The following is a 24,973-nucleotide window of genomic DNA, read 5'->3' on the forward strand; positions in this document are numbered from 1 at the left end:
TCCCTGATCTATTGATATCGAAGAGCATTCTTCCGAGAGCAGGCACATGACGGAGCAAAGATTGATATCCGAACTGGAGCAGTTGGTTTCCGAGGGTCGCAATCCGAACACGATGCATATCGATCTGTTGTCGACCTTCGATATCCTGCGCGAAATCAATTATGAGGACCAAACCGTCCCCACCGCGGTCGAGAAGGTCATTCCCGCGATCGCCGCTGCCGTGAACCAGATCGTTGCGGCCTTTCAGAAGGGCGGCCGGCTGATCTATATGGGCGCCGGCACCAGCGGCAGGCTTGGCGTTCTCGACGCCTCCGAATGCCCGCCGACGTTCAGCGTGCCGCGGAGCATGGTGATCGGCCTGATCGCCGGCGGCCCCGACGCACTGCAACGCTCGATCGAAGGCGCCGAGGACGATCCGGAAGAGGGTCGCCAAGCCTTGCAGGATGTCAAGCTGACGGCTGCAGACGTTGTCGTCGGTATAGCCGTCAGCGGCCGCACGCCCTACGTCATCGGCGGGCTGAACTATGCGAAGAGCGTCGGCGCGGCCACGGTTGCCCTGTCCTGCAATCCCAATTCCGTCATCGCGGGTATTGCCGATCTTGCGATTTCTCCCGTCGTCGGTCCGGAAATCCTGACGGGATCGACCCGGCTGAAGTCGGGAACGGCGCAGAAACTCATACTCAACATGCTGACGACGGCGAGCATGATCCGGATCGGCAAGAGCTATCAGAACCTGATGGTCGACGTGAATGCGAGCAACAAGAAGCTGGTCGCGCGTGCCTCCAGGATCGTCATGCAGGCGACCGGCTGCACGCAGGAAGAAGCACGCCGCGTGCTCGATCAGACGGGCAATGATGTCAAACTTGCCATTCTCATGGAAATTACCGGGATGGGCATTGAAGAAGCCCGAGCGGCGTTGCAAAACGCTGGTGGATTCCTGCGAAAGGCCATCAGCGCAAAGACAGTATGAACTGAGACCGCAGCAGCGATAGCTTTGATGAAAGGGCCAAAATCGGCTGGGGAAGCGCCAAAGCGCTCGAGGGAGAAAAGAATGAAAAGGCATTTTGCAAGGAAGCTGATTTCGTGCGTCGCGGTGGCGGCGGGTCTCGGCATGGCAGCCATTTCGACGGAAGCCTATGCGGCGACCCTGCGCATGGCATGGGCGCAGGATGCKACCGGCCTCGATCCGCACAAGCAGACAGCCTTTTCCTCGATCCGCCTGCTGGAGCTGATCTATGAGCCGCTCGTCCGGCTCGACAGCAATCTGCAGATCGTTCCCGCCATCGCCGAGAACTGGCAGTTTTCGTCCGACGGCAAGGAGCTGACGTTCAAGCTCAATCCGAATGCGAAATTCCAGAACGGTGCGGCCGTGACATCGGCCGACGTGAAGGCGTCGTTCCAGCGCATTCTCGATCAAGCAACCGGTGCGGCTGCTCGCGCCAATTTTCTGTCGATCGCCAGCATCGATACGCCCGATGCGACGACCGTCATCTTCCATCTGTCGCAGCCTGATGTTCCTATTCTGACCTCAATGACCAGCCTCAACGCCGCCATCGTTCCGGCGAGCGAAATCGCCGCCGGCTCGATCGGCACGAAGGCGATCGGTTCCGGTCCCTTCAAGCTCGACAATTGGGTCCCGAATTCCAAGGAAGTGCTGAGCGCCAACAAGGCATGGGCCGGCGGCACGGTCGGTGTCGATGGCATCGACGTCAGCGTCCTTCCGGACGAAACAGCGATCCTGGCATCGCTTCGCACGGGCCAGATCGATTTCGCGCTTCTGAACGACCCGCTCGTGGCGACACTGGTTCCCAAGGAGCCGAAGCTGCAACTGACCCGCACGCCGGTGCTTTCCTATAACGTCCTGCAGCTCAACCCCTCACATAAGCCGATGGACCAGCTTGCCGTGCGTCAGGCGATCTCCTGCGCGATTGACCGGAAGGATGTGCTGGATACGGCAGCGCTCGGCGAAGGTAAGGTGACGGGACCGTTGACCATGCCTCTCTACGCGACCGATCCGAGTCAGCTCTTCTGCTACACGCGCGATGTCGAGAAAGCGAAGAAGCTGATGGCCGACGCAGGCTTTGCCAACGGCTTTTCCGCAACCGTGATCGCCGCCACCGGCGAGCCGCCGACCGCGACTGCCGAAGCGCAAATCATCCAGTCGCAGCTCGCCGAAATTGGCATCAAGCTCGACATCAAGGTGATGGAACTCAACGTCTATGTCGGCGCCTGGCTGAAGGGCAATTTCGACATGGCGGTTGCGCTGAACGGCGGCAGTGCTGATCCCTATTCGATGTATAACCGCTACTGGACGAAGACCGGCAACCTGCAGAAGGTCGCAAACTATATCGACGACACGCTGGACAGCCAGATGCAAAAGGGGCGTGTCGAAACTGATCCGGCCAAACGCAAGGTGATTTTCGCCGACTTCGAGAAACACATTGCCGAGGTCTCGCCCTGGATCTGGCTCTATACGTCTTACGGCTACACGGCCGAGCAGAAGAACGTTGAGGGCTTCGTGCCGACGCCGACGGGCTCTCTCTTCGGTCTCAGCAAGGTATCTATCAAGTGATGGGTACCGGGTTTCAGAGCGGTTTAGCGTTTCACGGAATCGCTTTCCCGCTCTGTCCCTTTGTTTTACGCATTCCGGACGGAAACCGCTTCGCACTTTTCCTGGAAGTGCTCTAAAGGACGTTCCATGGGCTACCTGACGCGCCGGCTGATGACATTCCCGCTGATCATGTTGGGAGTGTCCATTCTCGTGTTCGTCGCCATCCGGCTGGTGCCGGGCGACGCGATCACGGCGATGCTCGGAACCAATGCCGGCCTGCTGACGCCGGAGCAGCGGCAGGCCTTGGCAGCCTATTTCGGCATCGACCAATCTTGGTTCGTGCAGTACTGGCATTGGCTGTTCGGCGTGCTGCAGGGCAATCTCGGCATTTCCGTCACCTACGGCAAACCGGTGCTCGACATCATCCTCGAGCGGTTTCCGCTGACGCTCGAGCTTGCACTGCTCTCCATGGCGATCGCGCTGCTGATCGGCCTGCCGGCGGGCGTCTTCGCGGCGACCCGGAACGAAAGATTGTCCGATCTCGCGGTCCGCATCGTCGCCATGGTCGGGCAGTCCACCCCGAATTTCGTTCTCGGCCTTCTCATCATCTACGCCCTTTCGGCAGGCTTCGGTGTCCTGCCGGCCATGGGCGCGTTCACGCCGTTCCTGCAGGATCCGCTCGGCAATCTCGGCCAGATGATCCTGCCAGCGCTGACGCTCGGCTTCGCCTTCGCCGCCTCTGTCACGCGCGTGGTGCGCTCGGCCATGCTCGATGTTCTAAGCGATGATTATGTCCGTACCGCCCGCAGCCGCGGCGTGCCGGCCCGCGGCGTCATTTGGCGCCATGCGCTGCCCAACGCGCTCATTCCGGTGGTGACGCTGAGCGGCGTGGAGTTCGGCTATCTCCTCGGGGGCGCCGTGCTGGTCGAGCAGATCTACGCGCTGCCCGGCCTCGGGCGACTGGTGCTCGATGCGATCCAGCAACGCGACTACGCGCTTGTGCAGGGCTGCGTCCTGTTCATTGCCTTCAACTTCATGATCGTCAATCTGCTTGTCGATCTCGCCTATGTCGCGCTCGACCCGCGCGTTCGCCTGGGGGAAGGCTGATGCGCATTGTMAAAGCCATTTTCGGGCACACGAGCGGCCGCATTGGCGGCGCCATTGTTTTCATCTATCTCATCCTTGCCGTTCTCGGCACGCTGGGGCTCACCCCCTATGATCCGGTGACGCGGAGCCCGTTGAACCGATTGCACGCCCCGAGTGGCGCCTTCTGGATGGGGACGGACCTGCTCGGTCGCGACGTGGCTAGCCGGCTAATGAACGGCATTGGCGAGTCCTTCACCGTCGCCTTCCTTTCGGTTGCTCTCGCAAGCCTGGTCGGCACCGTACTCGGTTTGACCGCTGCCTGGTTCGGCAAGCGCTGGGACGGTCTGATCATGCGCACGATGGATGTGCTGCTGGCATTCCCGGCCATCCTTCTCGCGCTGCTGATTATCGCTATCGTCGGCCCCGGCACTTGGACCAGCGTCGCCGCGATCGCCATCGTCTATACGCCGATCTTCACTCGCGTCGTGCGCGGGCCGGCCCTCTCGCTGAAAACGCGTGATTTCGTCGATGCCGCTCGCACCTTCGGCAGCAGCAAACCCTATATACTGACGCGGCATCTGCTCTTGAACCTCGTCGCGCCACTAACGGTGCAGATCACACTGGCGCTGGCATGGTCGCTGCTCACCGAAGCCGGCTTGAGCTTCCTTGGCCTCGGCACACAGCCGCCGGCCTCTTCGCTCGGCTTGATGCTGAGCGACAGCCGCAACTTGATGGAAACGGCGCCCTGGCTGCTGATCTTCCCCGGCGTCACCATCATGATCAGCATCCTCGGTTTCAATCTGCTCGGCGATGCCCTGCGTGATATCCTCGATCCGAAAATGCGGAGGTCCATTCCGTGAGCCCTCTGCTTTCCGTMTCCGATCTGCAAGTCGGCTTCGGCCGCACGCCCGAGGCCAACAAGATCGTTCGCGGCGTCAGCTTCGATCTCGCAGCCGGCGAGACGCTGGCGATCGTCGGCGAGAGCGGCTCGGGGAAATCCGTCACCGCGCTCTCGATCAATCGTCTCGTCGACTTCGGCGGCGGTCGCATCATCGGCGGCTCGATTAGGCTGAAGCGGCCCGATAACAGCATTCTCGACCTGACATCTGCGACGGAAGCTGAACTCACGAAAATCCGCGGCGCCGAGATCGGCATGATCTTCCAGGAGCCGATGACCTCGCTCAATCCGGTACTGACCATCGGCACGCAGATCGAAGAGTCTTTCCGCCTGCATCGCGGCTTGACCGGCCGTCAGGCAACCGCCGCCGCAAAGGATGCGCTGGATCGCGTCCGCATCCCGGATGCCGCGCGGCGGCTGAAATATTGCCCGAACCAACTCTCCGGCGGCATGCTGCAGCGTGTGATGATCGCGACGGCGCTCGCCTGCAACCCGCGCCTGCTGATCGCCGACGAGCCGACGACGGCGCTGGATGTGACGGTACAGGCGCAGATCATGGCGCTTCTCGCCGAGCTGAAGCGCGAGACTGGCATGGCGATGATCTTCATCACCCATGATATCGGCCTCGTCGCCGGCATCGCCGACAAGGTGATGGTGATGCAGGCTGGTCAGGCGGTTGAACAGGGCGAGTTGAACCAGATCCTCGACAAACCCAGCCATCCCTATACCCAGCATCTCCTTCATTCAGTGCCGCATTTTTCGGCCGGCCGCGCAACCCGGTCGGATTTCAGCCGCGACGACACCGCAAAAGCCGCGCCAGCGCTGAAGGTCGATGGGCTGACGGTGCGTTTCCCGGTGTCGGGCAGCTTCTTTCGCCGCCCGACCGGCGCCGTGCATGCGGTCGAAGGCGTCGGTTTCGATCTGCTGCCCGGCGAAACACTGGCGATCGTCGGTGAAAGCGGCTCGGGCAAATCCACCACCGCGCGGGCAATTCTCGGTCTGGTGAAGTCGACGCGGGGCACATTCACGGCGAATGCCGGCAAGGCTGCGAACCGGACGAGCGCGGTACAGATGGTGTTCCAAAATCCCTATGCCTCGCTCAACCCCAGGCTTCGCATCGACAGCATTCTGGCCGAACCCGTCATCGCCGCCGGCGGCCGTGCCTCAGGGGAAACACGCGACAGGATGGCGATGCTGCTGAAGCGTGTCGGCCTGCCCGAAAACAGTCTCGAACGCTATCCGCATGAATTTTCAGGCGGTCAGCGCCAGAGATTGTGTATCGCCCGGGCATTGATGTTGAACCCTTCGGTTCTCGTGCTGGACGAGGCCGTCTCGGCGCTGGATGTTTCCGTCCAGGCTCAGGTTCTGGATCTCTTGATCGAATTGCAGCGCGAGTACCGCCTTGCCTACCTTTTTATCTCGCATGACATGGCGGTGGTCGAGCGGATCGCACACAGGATCGCAGTGATCTATGCCGGCCAGATCATCGAGATCGGCGATGCCGTATCGGTACTGTCGCAGCCGAAGCATTCCTATACTAGGCGGCTCATATCGGCCGTTCCGGCCGTCGACCGTCGGCGGGAGAATTTTGCGCTGGATACGCGCCAGGTCCCCTCTCTGGTACGCCCGCTCGGTTTCGAGCCGGCCGCTCCCGAATGGCGACAGTTTGCTCCGGATCATATAGCACAGGCGGAAGCCTGACAGAAAGGCGCGGTGGAGCATGGCGGCGATAGGGAATACGGAATTCGCGCAACGCTTCGATCGGGCATTCCAGCCCGTTGATGCCGCCGTTGCGGCCGGGCGCATTCCCGGCGGCGTGCTCGGCATGATCGACCGCGATGGCAATCGGATGGTTCGTGCGGTCGGTTCCGCACAGAAGGTTCCGGTCACGCGGCCAATGCTTGCCGATACCTGGTTCGATCTGGCCTCGTTGACCAAGGTCATCTTCACCACGCCGCGCATCCTGGCCTTGGCGGAAGCCGGCACGATCGATCTCGATGCGCCGCTCATTATGTTGCTGCCGGACCTGCACCAATATGATGCGGCGGCCTGGGAGCGGAAGGTGACCTTCCGCCAATGCCTTGGCCATCAGACACCCTTTCCGGCTGTCGAGCCGCTTTATACCTACGGTCGCGACCCCGACCTGCTCCGCGCCTTCATTCTGCAGCGTGAGTGGCAGGCCGGTCCGCCTGTCTATTCCGACATCAACTTCATTTTGCTTGGGCTTGCGCTGGAACGCCTAACGGGTCAAACGATCCGCGACATGGATGCCGGGCCGGGCTTTGCCTTCTCCGCTGCACCCGATGAGGCTGCCGCGACGGAGGATTGCACCTGGCGTCATCGCGTTCTCTCAGGCGAAGTCCATGATGACAATTGCTCCGCCCTGCAGGGCGCCGGTCATGCCGGCTTGTTTGGAACAGCAGGCTCGGTCCTCGATTTTGCCTTGGGTCTGCTCACCGGTTCCGGCGCGTCCGAGCGCTCCATTGCGTTGATGCGCACGCCATTGTCCGCCACGCGTACGCATGGATGGGAGCGGCCCTATGACGGCTGGTCCGGCGGCGGCTTGTGCTCTCCGGACACGATCGGCCATACCGGCTTCACCGGCACCGGTCTCTGGATCGATTTCGACAAGGGCAGGGCGTGGACCTTGCTCACCAACCGTATTCACCCGACACGCCATTTCGACAGCGGCATCGTGGCGCTTCGCCAGTCCGTCGGCGATCTCGTCAATAGAGTTTAGGAGCTTGATCATGGAACCAATCTGGGCCGTCGGTCTGATGACCGGAACCGTTCTCGACGGCAATATCGATGTCGCTCTGCTMAAGACGGATGGTGAACGGATCGAGGAGTTCGGTCCCTATGTGCTGGCGCCCTATCCGGATTGGATCAGGACATTGCTGGAAGAGACGTTGGCGCAGGCCCGGGTCTGGAATTTCAACGGGCCGGAGCCGGAAATCTTTAAGCAAACCGAGGAAGCCTTGACACGGGCGCAGTCGTCCGCTGTCCGGGAACTCGTCGAAGGCTACGGGCTGACCATGGCCGATATCGGCGTCGTCGGTTTCCACGGCCAGACCGTATTGCATCGCGCACCGCAAAAGGAACGCCAAGGCGATACGCGCCAGCTCGGTGATGGCGAGCTGATGCGTTCCATCCTTGGTACTAGGGTCGCCTACGATTTCCGTTCCGCCGACGTGCGCGCCGGCGGTCAAGGCGCGCCCCTTGCGGCCGCCTATCATACCGCCCTGTTGCGGCGGGCCGGCGCCGGAGACGATACTGCCATCCTCAATCTCGGCGGCGTCGCCAACATTACCTGGTCGGACGGGGAGGGCAATTTCGTTGCCTTCGACACCGGGCCGGCCAACGCGCCGCTCAATGATTTCGTTAGATCTCATGGAGCCGGCGAGATGGACAGGGACGGCGCGCTCGGTCGGGCTGGCACGGTGGATGAAGGGCGGCTTGCGAAGCTGCTGGAACACCCCTATCTCAGCGCCCCCTATCCGAAATCACTGGATCGCTTCGACTTTGGTGCCTCCATGGCCGATGGGCTAGGCCTTAAGGACGGCGCAGCGACGCTGTCCGCCTTTACCGCAGCCGCCGTCGGCAAGGCCTTGGATCTGCTGCCACGCCGCCCGAAGAAGCTGGTGGTCAGCGGCGGCGGCCGCCGCAATCCGACGATCATGTCGATGCTCAGAACCCGTGCTGGCGTCGAGCCGATTTCAGCGGAAACACTCGGTTGGCGCGGTGACGCCGTCGAGGCCGAATGCTTCGCTTTTCTAGCCGTCCGCGTCTTGCGCGGACTGCCGATCAGCTTCCCCGGCACGACGGGCGTACCGACGCCGATGCGCGGTGGCCGCCTTGCGGAATAGGCGGGCTTGAGCATCCCGCATTCCACCACACTTCGATCATAACCGAAGCATCCTCGCTGAAATTCGTCTATTGATGATCTGAACCTATCCGGCTCAGGAGGATGAAATGAGAAACGTTGAGCCAAAGATCCTGTATTTCGGGACGCCGGTCGCATTGATCAGTAGCTTGAATGAGGATGGTTCGACAAATTTGTCGCCGATCTCATCATTTTGGGCGCTTGGTTGGACGATGGCGCTGGGTCTGCTGAATGATGCCAAGCTCGCGGAGAATCTCGCACGGCACCCGGAATGCGTCGTAAACCTTCCTTCTCCCTCCATGTGGCAGATGGTCGAGAAGCTTGCGCCGCTGACAGGCAAAGACCCTGTCCCCGAACTGAAATCCAAACAATTCAAGACAGAGAAAGACAAATTTGCAGCAGCCGGATTTTCCAGGCTCGACAGTGAGTTGGTTCGCCCGGTGTGCGCTGCAGAATGCCCGATCCAAATGGAAGCCCGTGTCTTGTCACGTCATGAAATGGGCGGAACGAAACTGGCTGAACTTGGCGGCGGCCTCGTGGCTGTCGTCGAGATTTTGCGCGTGCATGCCAGCGAAGAATTCTTGAAAGACGAGAGTGACCATATCGACCCGAAGAAGTGGTCTCCCTTGGTCTATAATTTTCGTCACTATTACGACCTGTCCGACACTGAACTCGGGAAAACATTCCGCGCGTGACATGCCGTTTGACGGCCTCAGGTGCCGTTTTGGGCACCGGAGGCTGTATCAAAGACCTCTATCCGACGGTCTCATAGCGCGCCCGGTTGAGGCTGACGCAGCTCGCGACTGCTGCGCAGATACCGGCCAAAACAAGCGCAAAGCCAGGCGCGCTTGCCTGCGGCACGATTTCGAAAATGATCGACATACAAATGGCACCGAAGGTTTGGCCGAGAAGGCGTGCCGTGCCTTGCATGGCTCCCGCCGCGCCGCTGCGTGCTTTCGGTGCCGAGAGAAGGAGAATGCGGTTGTTCGGAGTCTGGAAAAGACCGAACCCGATACCGGCAATCACCGTCCCGACCAGGAATCCAATTCCTCTCGGATCGACCGGGCAGAGGCCGGCTATGAAAAGACCTGCGGCCAGGAGCGCGCCTCCGGAGGTGCACAGCCACGCCGTCTTGATGCGACCGGCCAGCCGTCCCGAAATCGGGGCCACGATAATCGTCGCAGCGGGCCAGGGCATCATATAGAGCCCGGTCAGAACCGGCGGCATATGCAAGGTGTGCTGAAGGTAGAACGGCAGCGCGACATAGCTGAGCATCTGACCGGTAAAGCACGCGATTGACGCGATGACGGCAACCCGAAAAGCAGGTTCGGCCAGGAGGTCCGTCGGGACAATCGGCGCAGCGCTCTTGCGCTCAAGGCGCAGCAGCGCGACGAGGGCCAAAATAGAGCCGCCAATCAGGATGGAGCCGCTGATCGGCGCAGTGGCTATCCGGTCTGCGCCTGAGAAGAACAGAATGAACATCAGCGTATTGGCCAGTAGTGCTGCGACATTCAACGGTCGCTTCACGCCTGGCAAAGGACCGAGAAGCCCGCCGGACAAGAGGACGATTGCGCCAAGCGGTATGTTGACGGCAAACAGCCAAGGCCAACTGGCCACGGAGAGGATTGCCCCGGCAACACCTGGGCCAGCGGCCGAAGAAATTGCGATGACCATCGCATTGATGCCGATGATGGTTCCTAACAGCCGCTGCGGCACCGCAAAGCGCAGGTTCATTATTCCCAGTGCCATGATCGCGCCTGCGCCCAGCCCTTGAGCAAATCGCGCTGCGATCAGAACGGGAAGATTTTCGGCGAAGGCACATGCCGCCGAAGCAGCCGTGAAAAGAGCGACACCCATCAGGAAGACACGTCGCGGCCCGTGAATTTCACCCAACGCGCCGCAGGGCAGGAGAGCGACGAGCACGGCAAGCTGGTAGCTGGACACGACCCAGACGGTGTCGCTGGCATCGGCACCAAGCGAGGCTGCGATCGATGGCAGCGCAACATTCGCAATGGCGCCGTCCAACACGACGAGAACGAGCGTCACAAGAAGCACGCCGACGGCCAGGTATCGCCGCGGATAGGGTAGGCCGTCATAAGTAGGGGCAGCGAGTGATGTTACGGACATTGGGCTCACCTTGTACGTTTGTTTGAGCCATGGATATCCTGGAGCCATAGTTTGCACCAGACGCAACGTAGGAAACTGACCGTTGCATTCAACGCCTTGCGTTGTTAAGCTCAACCCATGCCCGATATAGACTTGAACCTGCTGCCAGCTTTGGACGTTTTGCTTCGTGAACGGAGCGTATCGGCCGCCGCCCGAAAGCTCGGGCTAAGTACCTCCGCCATGAGCCGGACTTTGTCGAGGCTGCGGATTGCGTTGCGCGATCCCATTCTGGTTCCGGCGGGTCGGGCGATGGTCGCGACACCGCATGCGGAGGCGATCGCCGATCAAGTGCGTTCGCTGACCGCGGCCGTGCAGACCGTGCTAAGCCCGCCGCCGGCGATCGATATTCGCGAGTTGCAGCGCGATTTCACGATCCGTGCCAACGAGGCATTCGTGCTTTTGCATGCTGCGCGTCTAAGCGTCGCCGCCACGAATGCTGCGCCTGGCGTGCGGCTGCGTTTTGCACCCAAGCCAAACAAGGAAATTCAGCCGCTAAGAGATGCAACGCTTGACCTGGACATCGGGGTTATCTCGGGGGATGGCGCGGAGTTGCGTGGCCAGACACTGTTTGAAGACTCTTTTGTCGGCGTCGCGCGGGCAGGGCATCCTCTTTTGAAGGCAGAGTCCATAACGCCCGAGTTATACGCAGCGTGCGGACATGTCATTTCCTCCAGGCGAGGACATATCAAGGGGCCGGTTGACGAAGCCCTTGCCGAACTCGGTCTCTCGCGAAAAGTCAACCTCGTGGTGCCGAGCTATCCGGCAGTGATGGCCGTTGCGGCAGCATCCGATCTTATCGGATTGCTACCGCGTTCATATTGCCAAGCGGGTGCCGCGAAGCAGATCGAGATGTTTGAGCTGCCCGTGGCCACACCCGGCTTCGTCATTGCGCAAACCTGGCATCCTCGCATGGATGCCGATCCTGCCCATCGATGGCTACGGGCATTGATCTTCGACGCATTCAGGTCATAGACCTTCAATCGAACGGAGGCTATCCGGAAGCCTCTTGCAGCTTCCCGGTTTTCGTCATCGCGCATCGATGCTATCAAGAAATAATCTAGCGATTTGACGGTTTCCAACGGGTTTCGCGGGGATGGCAGGCAACCAGAATCGGCCCGGCTTTGTCGGAAGGGCCATAGGTTTCTTTATTGCGTCCGGCTTGGTCGCGTCGGCCGCTTGCCCCGCGAAGGCCCAATCTGAATGGAGCGTCGCGCCGCCACCGGCCTGCATTTCAGGGCCTTTGATCACTGACACCGGCGAAACACTTTGCATCCGCAAGGAAAGCTACAATCACGACCTCTGCGACGCGATCGACTATTTTGCCCACGTCAATCATCTGCCGTCGGATTATCTGGCCAGGCTCATCTGGCGCGAAAGCACGTTCCGCCCCGATGCCGTCAGCCCGAAGGGTGCGCAAGGCATTGCGCAATTCATGCCGGGAACGGCAAGATTGCGCGGTGTTCAGGACAGCTACGACCTACTGGAGGCGCTGAGCAAGGCGGCGGCATATCTGGATGAATTGCGCAACCGTTTCGGCAATCTCGGCTTGGCGGCAGCGGCCTACAATGCCGGCGAAAACGGCCTCGCAAATTTTCTCAATTCCGGCAATTTGCCCAATGAGACGCGCAGCTACGTGATTGCGATTACGGCGCACACCGTCGAGCAATGGAAGGATGATCCGCCGGATACGGTCGCGCCGGAACTCGATAAGGGCAAGCCTTTCGCGCAGGCTTGCATGGCGCTTGCCGGCAGCCGCCGGCTAAAGCAGGTTGCTTTGGAGCAGGAGCGGCCCTGGGCGCCCTGGGGTGCTCAGCTCGCGGAGCATATCCAGCTCGATACCGTTCGGCGGCTTTTTTCCGAAGACGTCAGCAAGCTTCCATCGCCGTTGAATGAAGAAAAGCCGCTCATCGTGCGCCAGCGCAACGCCGACTTCGGCTTTCGCATCCGATATGCCGCCCGCATCGGTCGGCAGACGCGTGATGAGGCGGATGCGGTTTGCGCCCAGGTCCACCAAAAGGGCGGCGTTTGCTTCGTTTTCAAGAATTGAAGGTCTTGCCTCGATCAGGCCTCAACGCTTGCGGGATGCAGTGCGCAACGATTCCGTCACCCATTGCCGCTTAGTGAATGGAAAATATCCACCAATCGGCTAGCTTTACTCCGGGAGTGTGAGGAGACGAACCAAAGGAGCGTGCTATGGCGCAGAAGCGTGAAGTTCCGGGAATCCGTGCTTACAGCAATCCCGCCGGTGGCTGGGGCGCGTTGAGGGCGACCGCCAAGGCCGTGCGCGAGCAGATGGATGTCACCGAGGCGCCGCTGCTGCTTCTGCGCACCAACAAGCCCGATGGCTTCGATTGCCCCGGCTGCGCCTGGCCCGACAAGGAACACACATCGACCTTTCAGTTCTGCGAAAACGGCGCAAAAGCCGTCACCTGGGAAGCCACCAACAAGCGCGTGACGCCCGAGTTCTTCGCCAAGCATACCGTGACCGAGCTGCTGCAATGGAGCGATTACGAGTTGGAGAACGAAGGCCGGCTCACGCATCCGCTGGAGTATGATCGCACAACCGATACTTATCGACCGATCGAATGGGATGCGGCCTTTGCCCGTATCGGCGAGGTCATGCGCAGCCTGCCGGATCCAAACATGGCGGAGTTTTACACCTCCGGCCGCGCCTCCAACGAAGCGGCTTTTCTGTTCCAGATTTTCGCGCGGGAATACGGCACCAACAATTTCCCCGATTGCTCCAACATGTGCCATGAGGCGACCAGTGTCGGCCTGCCGCAATCGATCGGCATCGGCAAGGGCACGGTATCGCTGGACGATTTCGACCGTTGCGAACTGATCATCTCTATGGGTCATAACCCCGGCACCAATCACCCGCGCATGATGGGCACGCTGCATGAATGCTCGCGGCGCGGCGTACCGATCATCGTTTTCAATCCGCTGAAGGAACGGGCGCTTGAGCGTTTTGCCGATCCGCAGAACGCGATCGAGATGAGCACTTTCGGCTCGACGCGGATTGCTTCCTCCTACTATCAGGTCAAGATCGGCGGCGATGCGGCTGCCCTTAAGGGTATCATGAAGGCGGTATTGGAGGCGGCCGAAACGTCGGAAGACGTGTTCGACCGTGCCTTCATCGCCGAACACACCAACGGCTTCGATATCTTCGCCGCCGATCTCAGGCAAACCGCATGGGCCGATATCGAAAGAGCATCCGGCCTGATGCGGGCGGACTTGGAACGGGTCGCCGCGGCCTATGTCAAATCGAATGCCACGATCGTCACCTACGGCATGGGCATTACCCAGCACGCCAAGGGTACCGCGAATGTCCAGCAGATCGCCAACCTGTTGCTGCTGCGCGGCAATTTCGGCAAGCCTGGCGCCGGCATCTGTCCGTTGCGCGGCCATTCCAACGTGCAGGGCAATCGTACGGTCGGGATCAGCGAGAGGCCGAATCCGGCGATGTTTGCCGGCATCGAGCGCGCTTTTGGCTTCAAATCGCCCGAACATCACGGCCACGATGCGGTCGCGGCAATGCAGGCGATGGCGGAAGGACAGTCGAGGGTGCTGATCTGCCTGGGCGGCAATTTTTCGATCGCGCTGCCGGATCCGGAACTTTGCGCCGACGGCATGCGCAAACTCGAGCTCGCTGTCCACATGAATACCAAGCTCAACCGCTCGCAACTGCTGATCGGCAGGGAATCCATCATTCTGCCGGTGCTTGGGCGCACCGAGCAGGATATCCAGTCCTCCGGACCGCAATCGGTGACGATCGAAGATTCGATGTCGATGGTGCATGCCTCGCGCGGTAAGCTGAAGCCGGCCTCGGAACATCTGCGTTCGGAACCGGCKATCGTTGCCGGCATGGCGCAGGCGACGTTGCCGGACAGCAAGGTCGCCTGGATGGAGCTCGTTGCCGATTATGACCGCATCCGCGACAAGATCGAAATCGTCTTTCCCGATTTCGAAGGTTACAACCAGCGCATCCGCGTGCCAGGCGGCTTCCGTCTGCCTTTGGGGCCGACCGAACGCGTCTGGAAGACGCCGTCGGCAAAGGCGGAGTTCCTGCTGTTCCGGGGTCTCAACGAGGATATCGCGGTGGCCGAGGCCGGCATTCTCAAACTCGCAACGATCCGCAGCCACGACCAATACAACACGACGATTTATGGCCTCGACGATCGCTACCGCGGCGTCTTCGGCCGCCGCGACGTCTTGTTCATGAATGATCGTGATCTGGCGGCGAAGGGGCTGGAGCATGGCGATCTCGTGGAAATCGAGACCGCGCTGCCTTCGGGTGGCAAGCGGCTGTTGAAGCTGACAGCGATTTCCTACGACATCGCGCCGGGCTCCGTCGCCGCCTATTACCCGGAGGCAAACTGCCTGATCCCGATCGACTATCAGGACAAGGAAAGCGGCACGCCGTCTTACAAGTCGGTTCCGGTGCATATCAGCAAAGCGGCGTAGCGCTGCTGCTTCTAAACCTTGCGGCCGCTAACCCAGGTGGCCGCGATGTTTGGCCTCGACGCGGTGTAGATGATTTTCTGCAGGATGTGCTCGCCCTTGTCGCGGTCTTCGAACAGCCGCACCGTGCCTTTCTCGGCATCGGCGTGGATGAGCACTGCGTCGAACTGATAGCCGGGCGTGAATTGCCCGACGGGGAGATCGAGCGCGATGCCGCCGCCCGCCGTCGCGATATGGAAGGCATCGCGAAAATCGATCTGGGCTGGGCCAAACGTCGAGCGGGCTGATGGCGGCAAGTTCGGGTCGACGCCGCTTTGCAGCATCCGCGATGCCAGGATCGCGCCACGGGCATTCTCGAACATCGAAGCACTCGGGCCACCGGAAATGTCCGTGCCGAGACCGACATGCAGCCCCTTTTCGAGCGCGGCGCGCAATGGAAAGACGGCATTGGCGAAATAGGCATTCGAAAGCGGGCAATGAGCGACGGCGGCTTCCCGCGCGCGAACCGTCTCCATATCCTTCGCCGTCAGGAAATTCGCATGCGCCAGGACCGTATTGCGGCCAAGCAGGCCGAAGCGATCGAGGCTATCCGTATCCGTCATGCCATGTCTTGCAAGAACATAGCCATGGGCCCAATCGCTCTCCGAGCAATGTGTCTGCACATGGCAGCCGCATTCCCTAGCAATGGCGCCGAGGCCTTCGAGTGTCGCGTCTGTACAGGAGGGGATAAAGCGCGGCGTCACAACCGGCAAAACGCGTCCTTCGCGATTGTCGGGATGGCCACGCACGTAGTCGATCAATGCCCGCGTGCCGTCGAGTGCCTCTTGCGCAGAGAGGTCGCGATAATAGTCTGGACACTCGTCGGCATTGTCCATCGCCACCTTGCCGATCAGGGCGCGCTGACCCTTTTCCAGGCAGATATCCACCAGTGCCCGCGTCGCCTCCTGATGGATGGTGGCAAAATAGAGGGCTGTCGTGATGCCGTTGGTCAGCAGGTCATCGACTAGCAAACCGTAGATACGGCGCGCGAAGGCGGCGTCCTGATAGCGTGCCTCCAGCGGGAAAGTGTATTTCTGCAGCCAGACTTCCAATGGCACATCGAGCGCATCGCCGAGCTGCGGATATTGCGGTGCGTGCACATGCAGATCGACAAAGCCGGGCAAGATGTAAAAGCCGGCCGGCAGGGTCACGAGTTCGCCGGACGCATCGCGCGCGTCGCGAATGCTCCGGTAATTCGGATCACCGTGACGATGAACGGCGGTAATCGCACCATCGGCATCAATTTCGATCAGCGCATCGTCCAGAACGTCGATGATGCCGCGCTCCGGCGAATGAAATCCCGACGCGCTGAGCGTCTTGTTGCGCAAATTCATCTGTGTGCTCTTTTCAGGCKGCCATAACCGTCATGCCGTGGGTGATGCCCATCTCCTTCAGCCAGCAATTGAAGTGGCATCGGCAGCAGGACTAGTCTCTGATTCTCGAAAATGATGCGGTCTTGCTGGAAGATCAACTGTTGGAAATGCATAGGTTCTTTTGTCATCKAGCATGGCAATGGACAGCGTTACGAAAGAACGCTGAATTTCGCTATTTCGAGTGCCGGAGAGGCAATGCAAATTATCCCGAATATCTCATTTTTGCCAGCTAGCCATCATCTGCCATCTTGATGGCTTAGCGATGGAGGCTTATCTTTCATGCATAGGAGAACCAAATGGCTGAACCACAACTGTCCGTCCGCAGTGCTAAGGCGCGTGATCTMGCTTATCGACTTGCCCGACGCGAGAACCGAACCATTGCCGATATCGTTGAACGCGCGCTAGAATCCTATGAAATTCGCGAGGCCGGCCGCGAGCCTGCTGCGTCCTTCTATGCTCGAATGTCCATGACCGAGGACGAGGATATTGATCTGGAGGCCGTCATTCGAGAGAGGCGCCAAGTCAATCACGGAGTTGATCTGTGATATTTCTTGATACCAACGTCATATCTGAAACCCTGCGCAAGCAGCCCGAGCCAGCCGTCATTGCCTGGTTAGGCCGGCATGATGCAGAGATTGCACTGCCTACTATCACGATTGCCGAGATTGCTTTCGGTATCCATAAAATTATGCCGGACCAACGAGCAGCACGTTTGGAGCAACGATTATCTGAATGGCGGCGTCGATTTGCCGATCGGATTTTCGGCTTCACCGAAGAGGCGGCTCTCGCCTATGGTGAGATTATGGGCCTTGCGGAGCGACAAGGGCGGCCAATGTCGGCTCCTGATGGCATGATTGCTGCTATTACCCGCATCAATGGCGGCCGTCTGGCGACGCGCAATTTATCAGACTTTCGAAAAACGGGCCTCGATCTCATATCGCCCTGGGAATTCTAGCGGCAAGGTAGGCTTTAGTAACTCTTCCCAATCATTTCCGCCGCCTTTGAGCCGATCGCCATTGCCGGCGCATTGGTATTTCCTGAGGGGATGAAGGGGATGATGGAGCAGTCGATGACCCGAAGGCCGTCGATGCCGCGTACGCGCAGCTTTCCGTCGACCACCGACATTGGATCATTGTCCGGCCCCATGCGCAGGCTGCCGGAAGGGTGGTAGTTCGTCTTGACGGTCTGGCCGGCGAATTTGGCGAGGGCCTCATCGTCCTGCAGCGCCCGGCCTGGCAGAACCTCGTCCGCTATCTTCGATTTGAACGGTTCCGTCTCCAGCAGTTGCCGCGCGACCTTCAATGAGGCGAGCGTCAGGCGCAGGTCGTCTGGATCGCCAAAGAAGTTGCAGTCGACCAACGGCTGATCCGCAGGGTTGGCCGAGCGGAGCTTGACGCTGCCCCGTGCTTTCGGGCGTAGGAGACAGGAAGTGAAGGTGACGCCATAGGTTGGCTTGGTGGAGGAGACGTCACGGTCGAGATAGACGATCGGGGCGCAATAGAGCTGGATCGATGGGCGTTCGCTGCCATCCGGATCGTAGAACAGGCAGGATTCGATGCCGGTCGTGGTGACCGGACCCGAGTTGAAGAGCAGATATTGCAGCCCGTTGCGGAGCATGGGCCAACCCTTGTCCTCGCCGAAATAGCCGGATTTGGCTTTGGTCGTGGCGATGACCGGGACTTCATGATGGTCCTGCAGATTGGCACCGACGCCGGGAAGATCGAGAGTAACGGCAATATCATGTTCGCGCAGATGATCGGCCGGGCCGATGCCGGATAGCATCATCAGTTTGGCGCTGTTGTAGGTGCCCGCGGCGACAAGGATTTCTCGTTCGGCACGGACCGTGTGGTTTTCTCCATTGCGCGCGTAGGTGACACCGGTCGCGCGGCCATTTTCGATGATGATGCGGTCGACGCGGGCATCGGTGATGATCTCTAGCCTTTTGTCGCCGGCAAGCGGATCGAGAAAGGCCTTCTTGGCATCGGAGCGTTCCATCTTGCCGTTCCACTGGCCGAACGTGTGCTGCATGATGCCGACGCCGTTTTGCCTGACGCCGTTGAAGTCATGATTATAGGGATGGCCGAGCCCCTGCGCGGCTAAAAGGAAATCCTCTGTCGTCCCGGAAATATGCCCCGGCTCGGAGATGCGTAGGTTGCCGGATATGCCGTGATATCGGTTGTTGAAGCGCGTATTGGCTTCGATCCCTTTGAAGTGCGGCAGCATGTTGGCATAGGACCATTCGATCCCATGGCCGAGATGGGTGGCCCAGCCGTCATAATCTTCTTTCTGGCCGCGCATATAGACCATGGCATTGACGGCGCTGCCGCCGCCAAGCGCCTTGGCGACCGGAACGATCGGTCCGCGACCGCCGAGTTGCGGCTGCGGAACCGTATGGTGCATTTCAAGAAAATCGTCGCGGGCGAGGTATTTCATGTAGCCGGCGGGAAAGGCCATCAGCTTCGCGGTCTTGCGCGGCCCGCGCTCGATGACCAGCACGGAAAAGCCGAAATCCCGCACCAGCCGCATGGCGGCGACGCAAGCTGCCGAGCCACCGCCGGCAATGATGAAATCATAGGTCTTCGCCACCAAAGCCCCCCTGGCCGATATTCATTATCTTAAATTGATCGGATCATGCGCCAATCTCCTGAAGCCGCAGCGCCTGCCGAGCCAGCAGACGCTCCACGTCCTTCACATCGAGCGGTGAAAGCTTGGCGCCGGGCTTGCGCAGGGCGGCGGATTTGATGACGCCGCGTTTGGCGAGAACATATTTGCGGGCGGCAAGGCCAATGCCTTGTTGCTGTTCGTAGCGCGCCAGCGGCAGATAGGCGTCGAAGATGTCATGCGCCCGGTCGACATTTCCGGTCGTATAGGCTCGCACGACACCCACCATCATTTCCGGATAGCAGAAGCCGGTCATCGCGCCATCGGCGCCGCGGCCCATTTCTTCGGGAAGGAAAAGCCCACCATTGCCGCAGAGAATGGAGATACGCCGCGTTTCGCCCTTGTCGCCGGAGGCTCGCAACGCGGTAATCTTCGACAGGCCCGGCCAATCCTCATGCTTGAGCATGACGCAGTTCGGCACTTCCTTGATGATCCGGTCGATGACCTTGGGCGCGAGGGTGACATTGGTCGTCAGCGGATAGTCCTGCAGCACGAAGGGCGTATCGCCCAGCGCTTCGCCGACCGATTGATAGAAGGCAAAGGCCTGATCGTCGGTCCGGATTGTCCAGGGCGGCGCGACCATCACGCCCGCAGCACCCTGGTCCATAACAGCTTCGGCCAGTTCCTGTATCGGTGCAAGTCCAGGCGCCGAAACGCCAACKACAACAGGCAGGCGGCCATCGAGGCGCTGCAGCACGCGTTCGACGACGGCACGCGATTCCTCCGCCGTCAGTTTCGGCGCCTCGCCGAGTTGACCGAGAACCGTCAGCCCGGTCACCCCGACGCTCTCGTAGAAATCCACCATGCTGTCGATGCTGGCAAAATCGAGCGCGCCTTCGTCGGTGAAGGGTGTAACGGCGATCACATAGACGCCTTTGGCGTTCTCGGTCAGTCTTGCCATCCAGCCGCCTCCCAATTTATTCGCCGAACAGATGCTCCGGTGCTAGCCGCAAACATCGTCATAATTTTAGTTGTTCGTCAAATGATTAGGCAGTACCGCCTTGAGTTGATGCCTCAACGGAGCCGGTTTCCCTGTCCGTCGAAATAGCGGCGCCTTTCCGGCGCGCAGCGCAGATAGAGCGTATCGCCGCGCTGAATATCCGGACCTTCGCGATATTCGGCAATCAAGCTCTGACCGTCCTCTGTCTGGCAATAGAGATAGCGTGTGCCGCCGAGATATTCGTCGAAATCGACGGTGACGCGGATGGCATCATCGCTATCGGAGACGACGATCAGATGTTCCGGGCGCATGCCCAGCATCAGCTTGTCGCCCGACGTCATGCCGGCCGGCCCGATATCGGTTTTGATGGAGCCGCCGGGAGTTTTGGCGGAGCCATCGGCGGCCCATTCGGCTTCGATCATGTTCATGCGCGGCGAACCGATGAAGCCGGCGACGAAGATATTGGCCGGATCTTCATAGACCTCGCGGGGGCTGCCGGCCTGCTCGATCTTGCCGTCTCTCAGCACGACGATCTTGTCGGCAAGCGTCATCGCCTCGGTTTGGTCGTGCGTCACATAGATCATCGTGTTGCCAAGCTCACGGTGCAGCCTGGCGATTTCGATGCGCATGGAGACGCGCAGTTCCGCGTCGAGGTTGGACAGCGGCTCGTCGAAGAGAAAGACGTCCGGCTTTCGCACGATCGCCCGGCCGATGGCAACGCGCTGCCGCTGGCCGCCGGAAAGCTGGCCAGGACGGCGGTCCAGCAAATGGTCGATCTTGAGGATCGCCGAAGCGGCCTTGACGCGCGCTTCGATCTCGCCGGTATCGGTCCGGGCCATTTTCAGCCCGAAACCGAGATTTTCACGCACGCTCATATGCGGATAGAGCGCATAGGACTGGAAGACCATGGCGATGCCTCGCTCGGATGGGTCGAGATCGGTGACATCCCGGCCCTTGATGGCGATTTCGCCGTCGGTCACTTCCTCCAGTCCTGCGATCATCCGGAGCAGGGTCGACTTGCCGCAGCCGGACGGACCGACGAAGACGACGAATGCACCTTCCTGCACTTCAAGATCGATACCGTGAATGACCTCTAGTCCGCCGTAATTCTTGCGGACGCCGGTCAATCTCATGCTGTTCTTGCCCATGTCAGGCTCCGTGTTGCGTCTGGCCGGCGCGGACCCAGACCAGCATCTCACCCGGCTCGCGATTATCCCACAGATGATAGGGAACGAAACGGGCGGTGGCGGAACGGCTCTTTGGCGGTGCTGTTCGATAGAGGACCGATCCCCAATCTGCATCATCGCGGTTCACCGGGATATCGAGTGCGACTGCGCCCTCCAGTGCGGCAATTTCCGTCGTCTGCGCCGTAGCAGGGTTGCCGGCAAGCGAGATGCCGTTGAGGTCACGGCCATTATCGGTCGTCTCGACGCAATAGACCAGCGGCCCGCGCATCAGCGCCGCACGACCGGCGTCCTGGCGCACTTTGGGATTGGCGAACAGCGTGCGCGGGATCAGCGGAATATTGAGATCGACCTTATCGGCGCTCTGCCACTCCCGCTCGATGCGAGCATAGCCATCGACAGTGATCGAGGAAAGATCGACGGAGGCGCCGTTGATGGCAAGCGTCGCGCCTTCTGCCCATTCGGGGATGCGCAGCGACAGTGCGAAGCATGCGCCGCGGTCCGGATTGACTCCGAAATGGATCGCGCCGTCCCAAGGATAATTCGTTTCCTGAGACAGTTCGACTGTCACACCGCTTGCAAGCGGAACGCGGGCCTTGCTCTCGCCATAGAGATGGACGGCAATTTMGTTGTCGGCAGCCGCATACATGTAGGAACCGACCGAAGCGAGCAGGCGGGCGATATTCGGCGGGCAGCAGGGGCAATTGTGCCAGGTCCAGCGGTGGTGCTTGCCGGCGCTTTCCAGTGGGTTCTCGTAGAAGAAGGTCTTTCCGTCGAGCGACAGCCCGGCCATCGCACCATTATAAAGCGCTTGTTCCATGATATCGGCATAGCGCCGGTTCGGCCCGCGGCCGAGCATGCGGTTCGCCCAGAAGACGAGGCCGACCGAGGCGCAGGTTTCGGCATAGGCGCTTTCGTTCGGCAGGTCGTAATAGTCGGTGAAGCCTTCGTTGGAAGCGGCCGGTCCGATGCCGCCGGTGACATACATCTGCTTGGTGGTCAGATCGTCCCACAAGGTCTCCAGCGCCGACGTCAGGCTGTCGTCATTATATTCGGTCGCGATATCGGCCATGCCGGAATAGAGATACATGGCGCGCACGGCATGGCCGACCACCTTCTTCTGCTCCCGAACCGGCTGGTGGGCCTGATTGTATTCATAGGTCTTCTGCACGAATTTTGCCGGATCGCGACCATCACGCAGCGCTTCGTCCGTGAAGAAATGCGGCTCCTGGCCACGCTCGTCGATGAAATATTTGGCAAGGTCGAGATATTTCTTCTCGCCGGTGACGCGACCGAGCTTCACCAGCGCCAGCTCGACCTCTTCATGGCCGCAATAGCCGCGCAATTGTCCCTCGCCATGGCCGAAAACGGTGATCATGTAATCGGCAAAGCGGCTCATGATGTCGAGCAGTTTGCGTTTTCCCGTCGCCTGGTAATAGGCGACCGCAGCTTCGATCAGGTGTCCGGCGCAGTAAAGCTCGTGATGGTCGCGTAGGTTGGTCCAGCGGCGGCCCGGCTGAACGCGCTGGAACCAGGCGTTCAGATAGCCATCCTCCTGCTGCAACTTCTCATACATGTCGATGATCGCGTCGGCGCGGGCCTCGAGTTCCGGATTCGGGCGGCGATAGAGCGAATAGGCGATGGTCTCGATCGACTTGCCGAGATCGCTGTCCCAGAACATTTGCGTCGAACCTGACCAGGTCTGCAGCGGAAGGATAATGCCGGGGCTCGGCTTGTCGACGTCGATTGCCCTGACCATGCCGGCCTCGACGCAGCGGTCGAGCAGGGTGGCGGCCGTGGAGTTGCAGATCGCGTCCTGCCGTGCGCCGAAGAGGCCGTGAAGTTCGACATTCGGAACGGGCAGGGGGCGGAATTGGCGATTTTGCTTGTCTGACATGGCTTTCATCCGTTTCGTTTGAGGTTCATTTCACCGCGCCGGCCATCAGACCGCGCATGTAATAGCGTTGCAGAAGCAGGAAGACGATGACGCAGGGTATGGTCATGACGGCGATGCCGGCCTGAACCGCGCCCCAATTGACCGCGCCGAGCCGCCCGGTCCGAACTGCGATCATCAGTACGGGCAGCGTGAATTTTTCATTGCTCGAAAGCAGCACCAGTGCTGCCAGGAATTCGTTCCAGGCATTGAGGAAGGCGAAGATCGCAACGGTCGCCACACCCGGCAGCACCAGCGGCAGCAGCACCCGGAACAACAGCTTCAGGTCGCGTGCGCCATCGATACGAGCGGCTTCCTCGATCTCCTTCGGCACCGCGTCGAAGGCATTGCGCATCATGAACACCGAGAAGGGTAGCTGCAGTGTGACATAGACCAGTGTCAACCCGATCAGCGAGTTGTTGAGGCCGAGCCTTGCCAGGATGATGAAGAGCGGCGTCAGGATCGACTGGAACGGGATCATCAGCGTTGCGATGATCAGGATGAAGAAGGCGCCCTTGAACGGGAACTGGTAGCGCGAAAAGCCGTAGCCGGCGAGTAGGCTAACCATGACCGTCAAGATGACCGTCGTCACGGAAACGAAGAGCGAGTTCAGCGTATGCTGCACGACCCCGGCGCCGAAACCGTCGAGGGCACGATAGGCATCGAAGGTGAAGCCCGATGTCGGCCAGGGCGGCAGAGGTGGAAGACTCGCCTCCGTACCATGCCGGAACGATGACAGCAGCGCGATCGCAAAGGGCGCGAAGAAGAAGATGACGATGATGACGCCGACACCATGATAGCTGACGGCACTCCACATTTTCCGCCTGGCGCGGCGCTCTTTTACGGTTCTGACGTTCGTGGTGCTCATGTTGGTGATGCTCATGGGCGATCCTCCCCGACGCGCAGCAGCCAGAGCTGGACGATGCTGATCAATACGAGAATGACGAGAAGGGCGATCGATAGTGCCGCACCATAGCCGAGATTGAAGGACACGAAGGACTGGTTGAAGATGTAGTAGACCACGGAGATCATCTGGTTCTGAGGTCCGCCGCTGGTCATGATGTAGAACTGGTCAAAGGCAAGCACGGAGCCCGTGATGGAGATGATCAGGGCAAGCGCAATCGTCCGGCGCATCAGCGGCAGGGTCAGGAAGCGGAAGCGCTGCCAGCGCCTGGCGCCATCGATGCGAGCGGCCTCCGTCAGCTCCGAAGGGATCGCCTGCAGGCCGGTAAGTAGGATGATCATGGTGAAGCCGGCGATCTTCCAGACCACCATCACGACGATCGTGGCAAAGGCGGTGTCGAAATCGGCAAGCAGGTTCGGCCTGCGGCCGATGAGGCCAAGTGCCTGAGCTGCCGGTACAAAAAAGCCGCTGTCGACATTGACGAGCCAGACCCAGAGAAGCGAGGCTGTCGCCAGCCCGACGACGACCGGCAGGAAGATGATGGTGCGGTAAAAACCGACGAGGCGCCGCTGCTTTTCGACGTAGAGCGCCAGGGGGAAGGCAACAGCGAAGATGACGATGGTGACGATCACCGTATAGTAGGCGGTGAAACGCAAGGCCGACATGAAGCGAACGTCCGACACCATCCTTGTATAATTGCCGAAACCGATCCAGCGCGGATTGCCGAGCAACGGCCAGTTATGCAGGCTCATCCAGCCGGTAAAGAGCACGGGCAGGACAAAGAAGACCAGGACCAGCGCCATGGCCGGCGCGATGTAGAGAAATCCGTGCCAACCGGCATGTCGCCGCCGCTTTCGACGACGCAGTGCTCCGATAGCTTCGGGACCAGCCATG

General features: G+C 60.3%; 21 protein-coding genes. 13 read left to right on the top strand and 8 right to left on the bottom strand.

Annotated elements, in window-relative coordinates:
* Nucleotides 1-46: 46 nt before the first annotated feature.
* From murQ to QD357_RS09895, 8 genes are all read left to right on the top strand, one after another.
* On the top strand, nt 47-970 hold the full coding sequence (gene murQ, locus QD357_RS09860; protein ID WP_183937950.1) for an N-acetylmuramic acid 6-phosphate etherase: 924 nt from the start codon (nt 47-49) through the stop codon (nt 968-970).
* Nucleotides 971-1,051: 81 nt separating this feature from the next.
* Nucleotides 1,052-2,572: an ABC transporter substrate-binding protein gene (locus QD357_RS09865; RefSeq protein ID WP_414124187.1), complete on the top strand. Its 1,521-nt coding sequence runs from the start codon at nt 1,052-1,054 to the stop codon at nt 2,570-2,572.
* A 126-nt stretch (nt 2,573-2,698) separates the two neighbouring features.
* The gene (locus QD357_RS09870) at nt 2,699-3,658 is read left to right on the top strand and encodes an ABC transporter permease (protein ID WP_183937954.1); all 960 of its coding nucleotides are present in this window, start codon (nt 2,699-2,701) and stop codon (nt 3,656-3,658) included.
* Complete coding sequence (locus QD357_RS09875; protein ID WP_183937956.1) at nt 3,658-4,497, top strand: ABC transporter permease; 840 nt, start codon at nt 3,658-3,660, stop codon at nt 4,495-4,497. The genes QD357_RS09870 and QD357_RS09875 overlap by 1 nt, the downstream gene beginning before the upstream one ends.
* Nucleotides 4,494-6,236 carry a dipeptide ABC transporter ATP-binding protein gene (locus QD357_RS09880; protein ID WP_414124188.1) on the top strand — a complete coding sequence of 581 codons (1,743 nt, stop codon included), beginning with the start codon at nt 4,494-4,496 and terminating at the stop codon, nt 6,234-6,236. Before QD357_RS09875 ends, QD357_RS09880 begins: the two co-directional genes overlap by 4 nt.
* A 19-nt stretch (nt 6,237-6,255) precedes the next feature.
* Nucleotides 6,256-7,275, top strand: a complete 1,020-nt coding sequence (locus QD357_RS09885) for a serine hydrolase domain-containing protein (RefSeq protein WP_414124189.1) — start codon at nt 6,256-6,258, stop codon at nt 7,273-7,275.
* 10 nt (nt 7,276-7,285) lie between these two features.
* Nucleotides 7,286-8,401 carry an anhydro-N-acetylmuramic acid kinase gene (locus QD357_RS09890; protein WP_183937962.1) on the top strand — a complete coding sequence of 372 codons (1,116 nt, stop codon included), beginning with the start codon at nt 7,286-7,288 and terminating at the stop codon, nt 8,399-8,401.
* A 106-nt stretch (nt 8,402-8,507) separates the two neighbouring features.
* Nucleotides 8,508-9,113, top strand: a complete 606-nt coding sequence (locus QD357_RS09895) for a flavin reductase family protein (protein WP_183937964.1) — start codon at nt 8,508-8,510, stop codon at nt 9,111-9,113.
* Nucleotides 9,114-9,171: 58 nt separating this feature from the next.
* On the opposite strand, the gene QD357_RS09900 is transcribed toward QD357_RS09895, so the two are convergent.
* Nucleotides 9,172-10,473 (bottom strand): MFS transporter, encoded by a 1,302-nt coding sequence (locus tag QD357_RS09900; RefSeq protein WP_343069937.1) that lies wholly within the window; start codon nt 10,471-10,473, stop codon nt 9,172-9,174.
* A 189-nt stretch (nt 10,474-10,662) separates the two neighbouring features.
* On the opposite strand from QD357_RS09900, the gene QD357_RS09905 reads away from it, so the two are divergent.
* The 3 genes from QD357_RS09905 to QD357_RS09915 all read left to right on the top strand — a co-directional run bounded on the left by QD357_RS09905 (nt 10,663) and on the right by QD357_RS09915 (nt 15,048).
* The gene (locus tag QD357_RS09905) at nt 10,663-11,556 is read left to right on the top strand and encodes a LysR family transcriptional regulator (protein ID WP_414124190.1); all 894 of its coding nucleotides are present in this window, start codon (nt 10,663-10,665) and stop codon (nt 11,554-11,556) included.
* Nucleotides 11,557-11,677: 121 nt separating this feature from the next.
* Nucleotides 11,678-12,631, top strand: a complete 954-nt coding sequence (locus QD357_RS09910) for a lytic transglycosylase domain-containing protein (protein ID WP_414124191.1) — start codon at nt 11,678-11,680, stop codon at nt 12,629-12,631.
* Between the two features lie 146 nt (nt 12,632-12,777).
* Nucleotides 12,778-15,048: an FdhF/YdeP family oxidoreductase gene (locus QD357_RS09915; protein ID WP_414124192.1), complete on the top strand. Its 2,271-nt coding sequence runs from the start codon at nt 12,778-12,780 to the stop codon at nt 15,046-15,048.
* An 11-nt stretch (nt 15,049-15,059) separates the two neighbouring features.
* Here the strand turns inward: QD357_RS09915 and guaD are convergent, their stop codons facing one another.
* On the bottom strand, nt 15,060-16,418 hold the full coding sequence (guaD, locus tag QD357_RS09920) for a guanine deaminase (protein WP_414124193.1): 1,359 nt from the start codon (nt 16,416-16,418) through the stop codon (nt 15,060-15,062).
* A 335-nt stretch (nt 16,419-16,753) separates the two neighbouring features.
* Between guaD and QD357_RS09925 the strand changes: the two genes are divergently transcribed.
* Both QD357_RS09925 and QD357_RS09930 read left to right on the top strand, forming a co-directional pair.
* Nucleotides 16,754-17,002 carry a plasmid stabilization protein gene (locus QD357_RS09925; protein ID WP_414124194.1) on the top strand — a complete coding sequence of 83 codons (249 nt, stop codon included), beginning with the start codon at nt 16,754-16,756 and terminating at the stop codon, nt 17,000-17,002.
* Complete coding sequence (locus QD357_RS09930; protein WP_414124195.1) at nt 16,999-17,412, top strand: type II toxin-antitoxin system VapC family toxin; 414 nt, start codon at nt 16,999-17,001, stop codon at nt 17,410-17,412. Before QD357_RS09925 ends, QD357_RS09930 begins: the two co-directional genes overlap by 4 nt.
* A 14-nt stretch (nt 17,413-17,426) precedes the next feature.
* On the opposite strand, the gene QD357_RS09935 is transcribed toward QD357_RS09930, so the two are convergent.
* From QD357_RS09935 to QD357_RS09960, 6 genes are all read right to left on the bottom strand, one after another.
* A complete protein-coding gene (locus QD357_RS09935) occupies nt 17,427-19,043 on the bottom strand; it encodes a GMC family oxidoreductase (protein ID WP_414124196.1) in 1,617 nt (538 codons plus the stop codon).
* Nucleotides 19,044-19,086: 43 nt separating this feature from the next.
* Nucleotides 19,087-20,019: a dihydrodipicolinate synthase family protein gene (locus QD357_RS09940; protein WP_414124197.1), complete on the bottom strand. Its 933-nt coding sequence runs from the start codon at nt 20,017-20,019 to the stop codon at nt 19,087-19,089.
* A gap of 113 nt (nt 20,020-20,132) precedes the next feature.
* A complete protein-coding gene (locus tag QD357_RS09945) occupies nt 20,133-21,206 on the bottom strand; it encodes an ABC transporter ATP-binding protein (protein WP_414124198.1) in 1,074 nt (357 codons plus the stop codon).
* A 1-nt stretch (nt 21,207) separates the two neighbouring features.
* On the bottom strand, nt 21,208-23,139 hold the full coding sequence (locus tag QD357_RS09950) for a glycoside hydrolase family 127 protein (RefSeq protein ID WP_414124199.1): 1,932 nt from the start codon (nt 23,137-23,139) through the stop codon (nt 21,208-21,210).
* Nucleotides 23,140-23,164: 25 nt separating this feature from the next.
* A complete protein-coding gene (locus tag QD357_RS09955; protein ID WP_414124200.1) occupies nt 23,165-24,058 on the bottom strand; it encodes a carbohydrate ABC transporter permease in 894 nt (297 codons plus the stop codon).
* Complete coding sequence (locus QD357_RS09960; RefSeq protein ID WP_183937988.1) at nt 24,055-24,972, bottom strand: carbohydrate ABC transporter permease; 918 nt, start codon at nt 24,970-24,972, stop codon at nt 24,055-24,057. Before QD357_RS09960 ends, QD357_RS09955 begins: the two co-directional genes overlap by 4 nt.
* Between the last annotated feature and the right edge of the window lies 1 nt (nt 24,973).

Source organism: Rhizobium sp. BR 317 (genome assembly GCF_047445835.1).
GTDB classification, from domain to species: Bacteria; Pseudomonadota; Alphaproteobacteria; order Rhizobiales; family Rhizobiaceae; genus Rhizobium; species Rhizobium paranaense.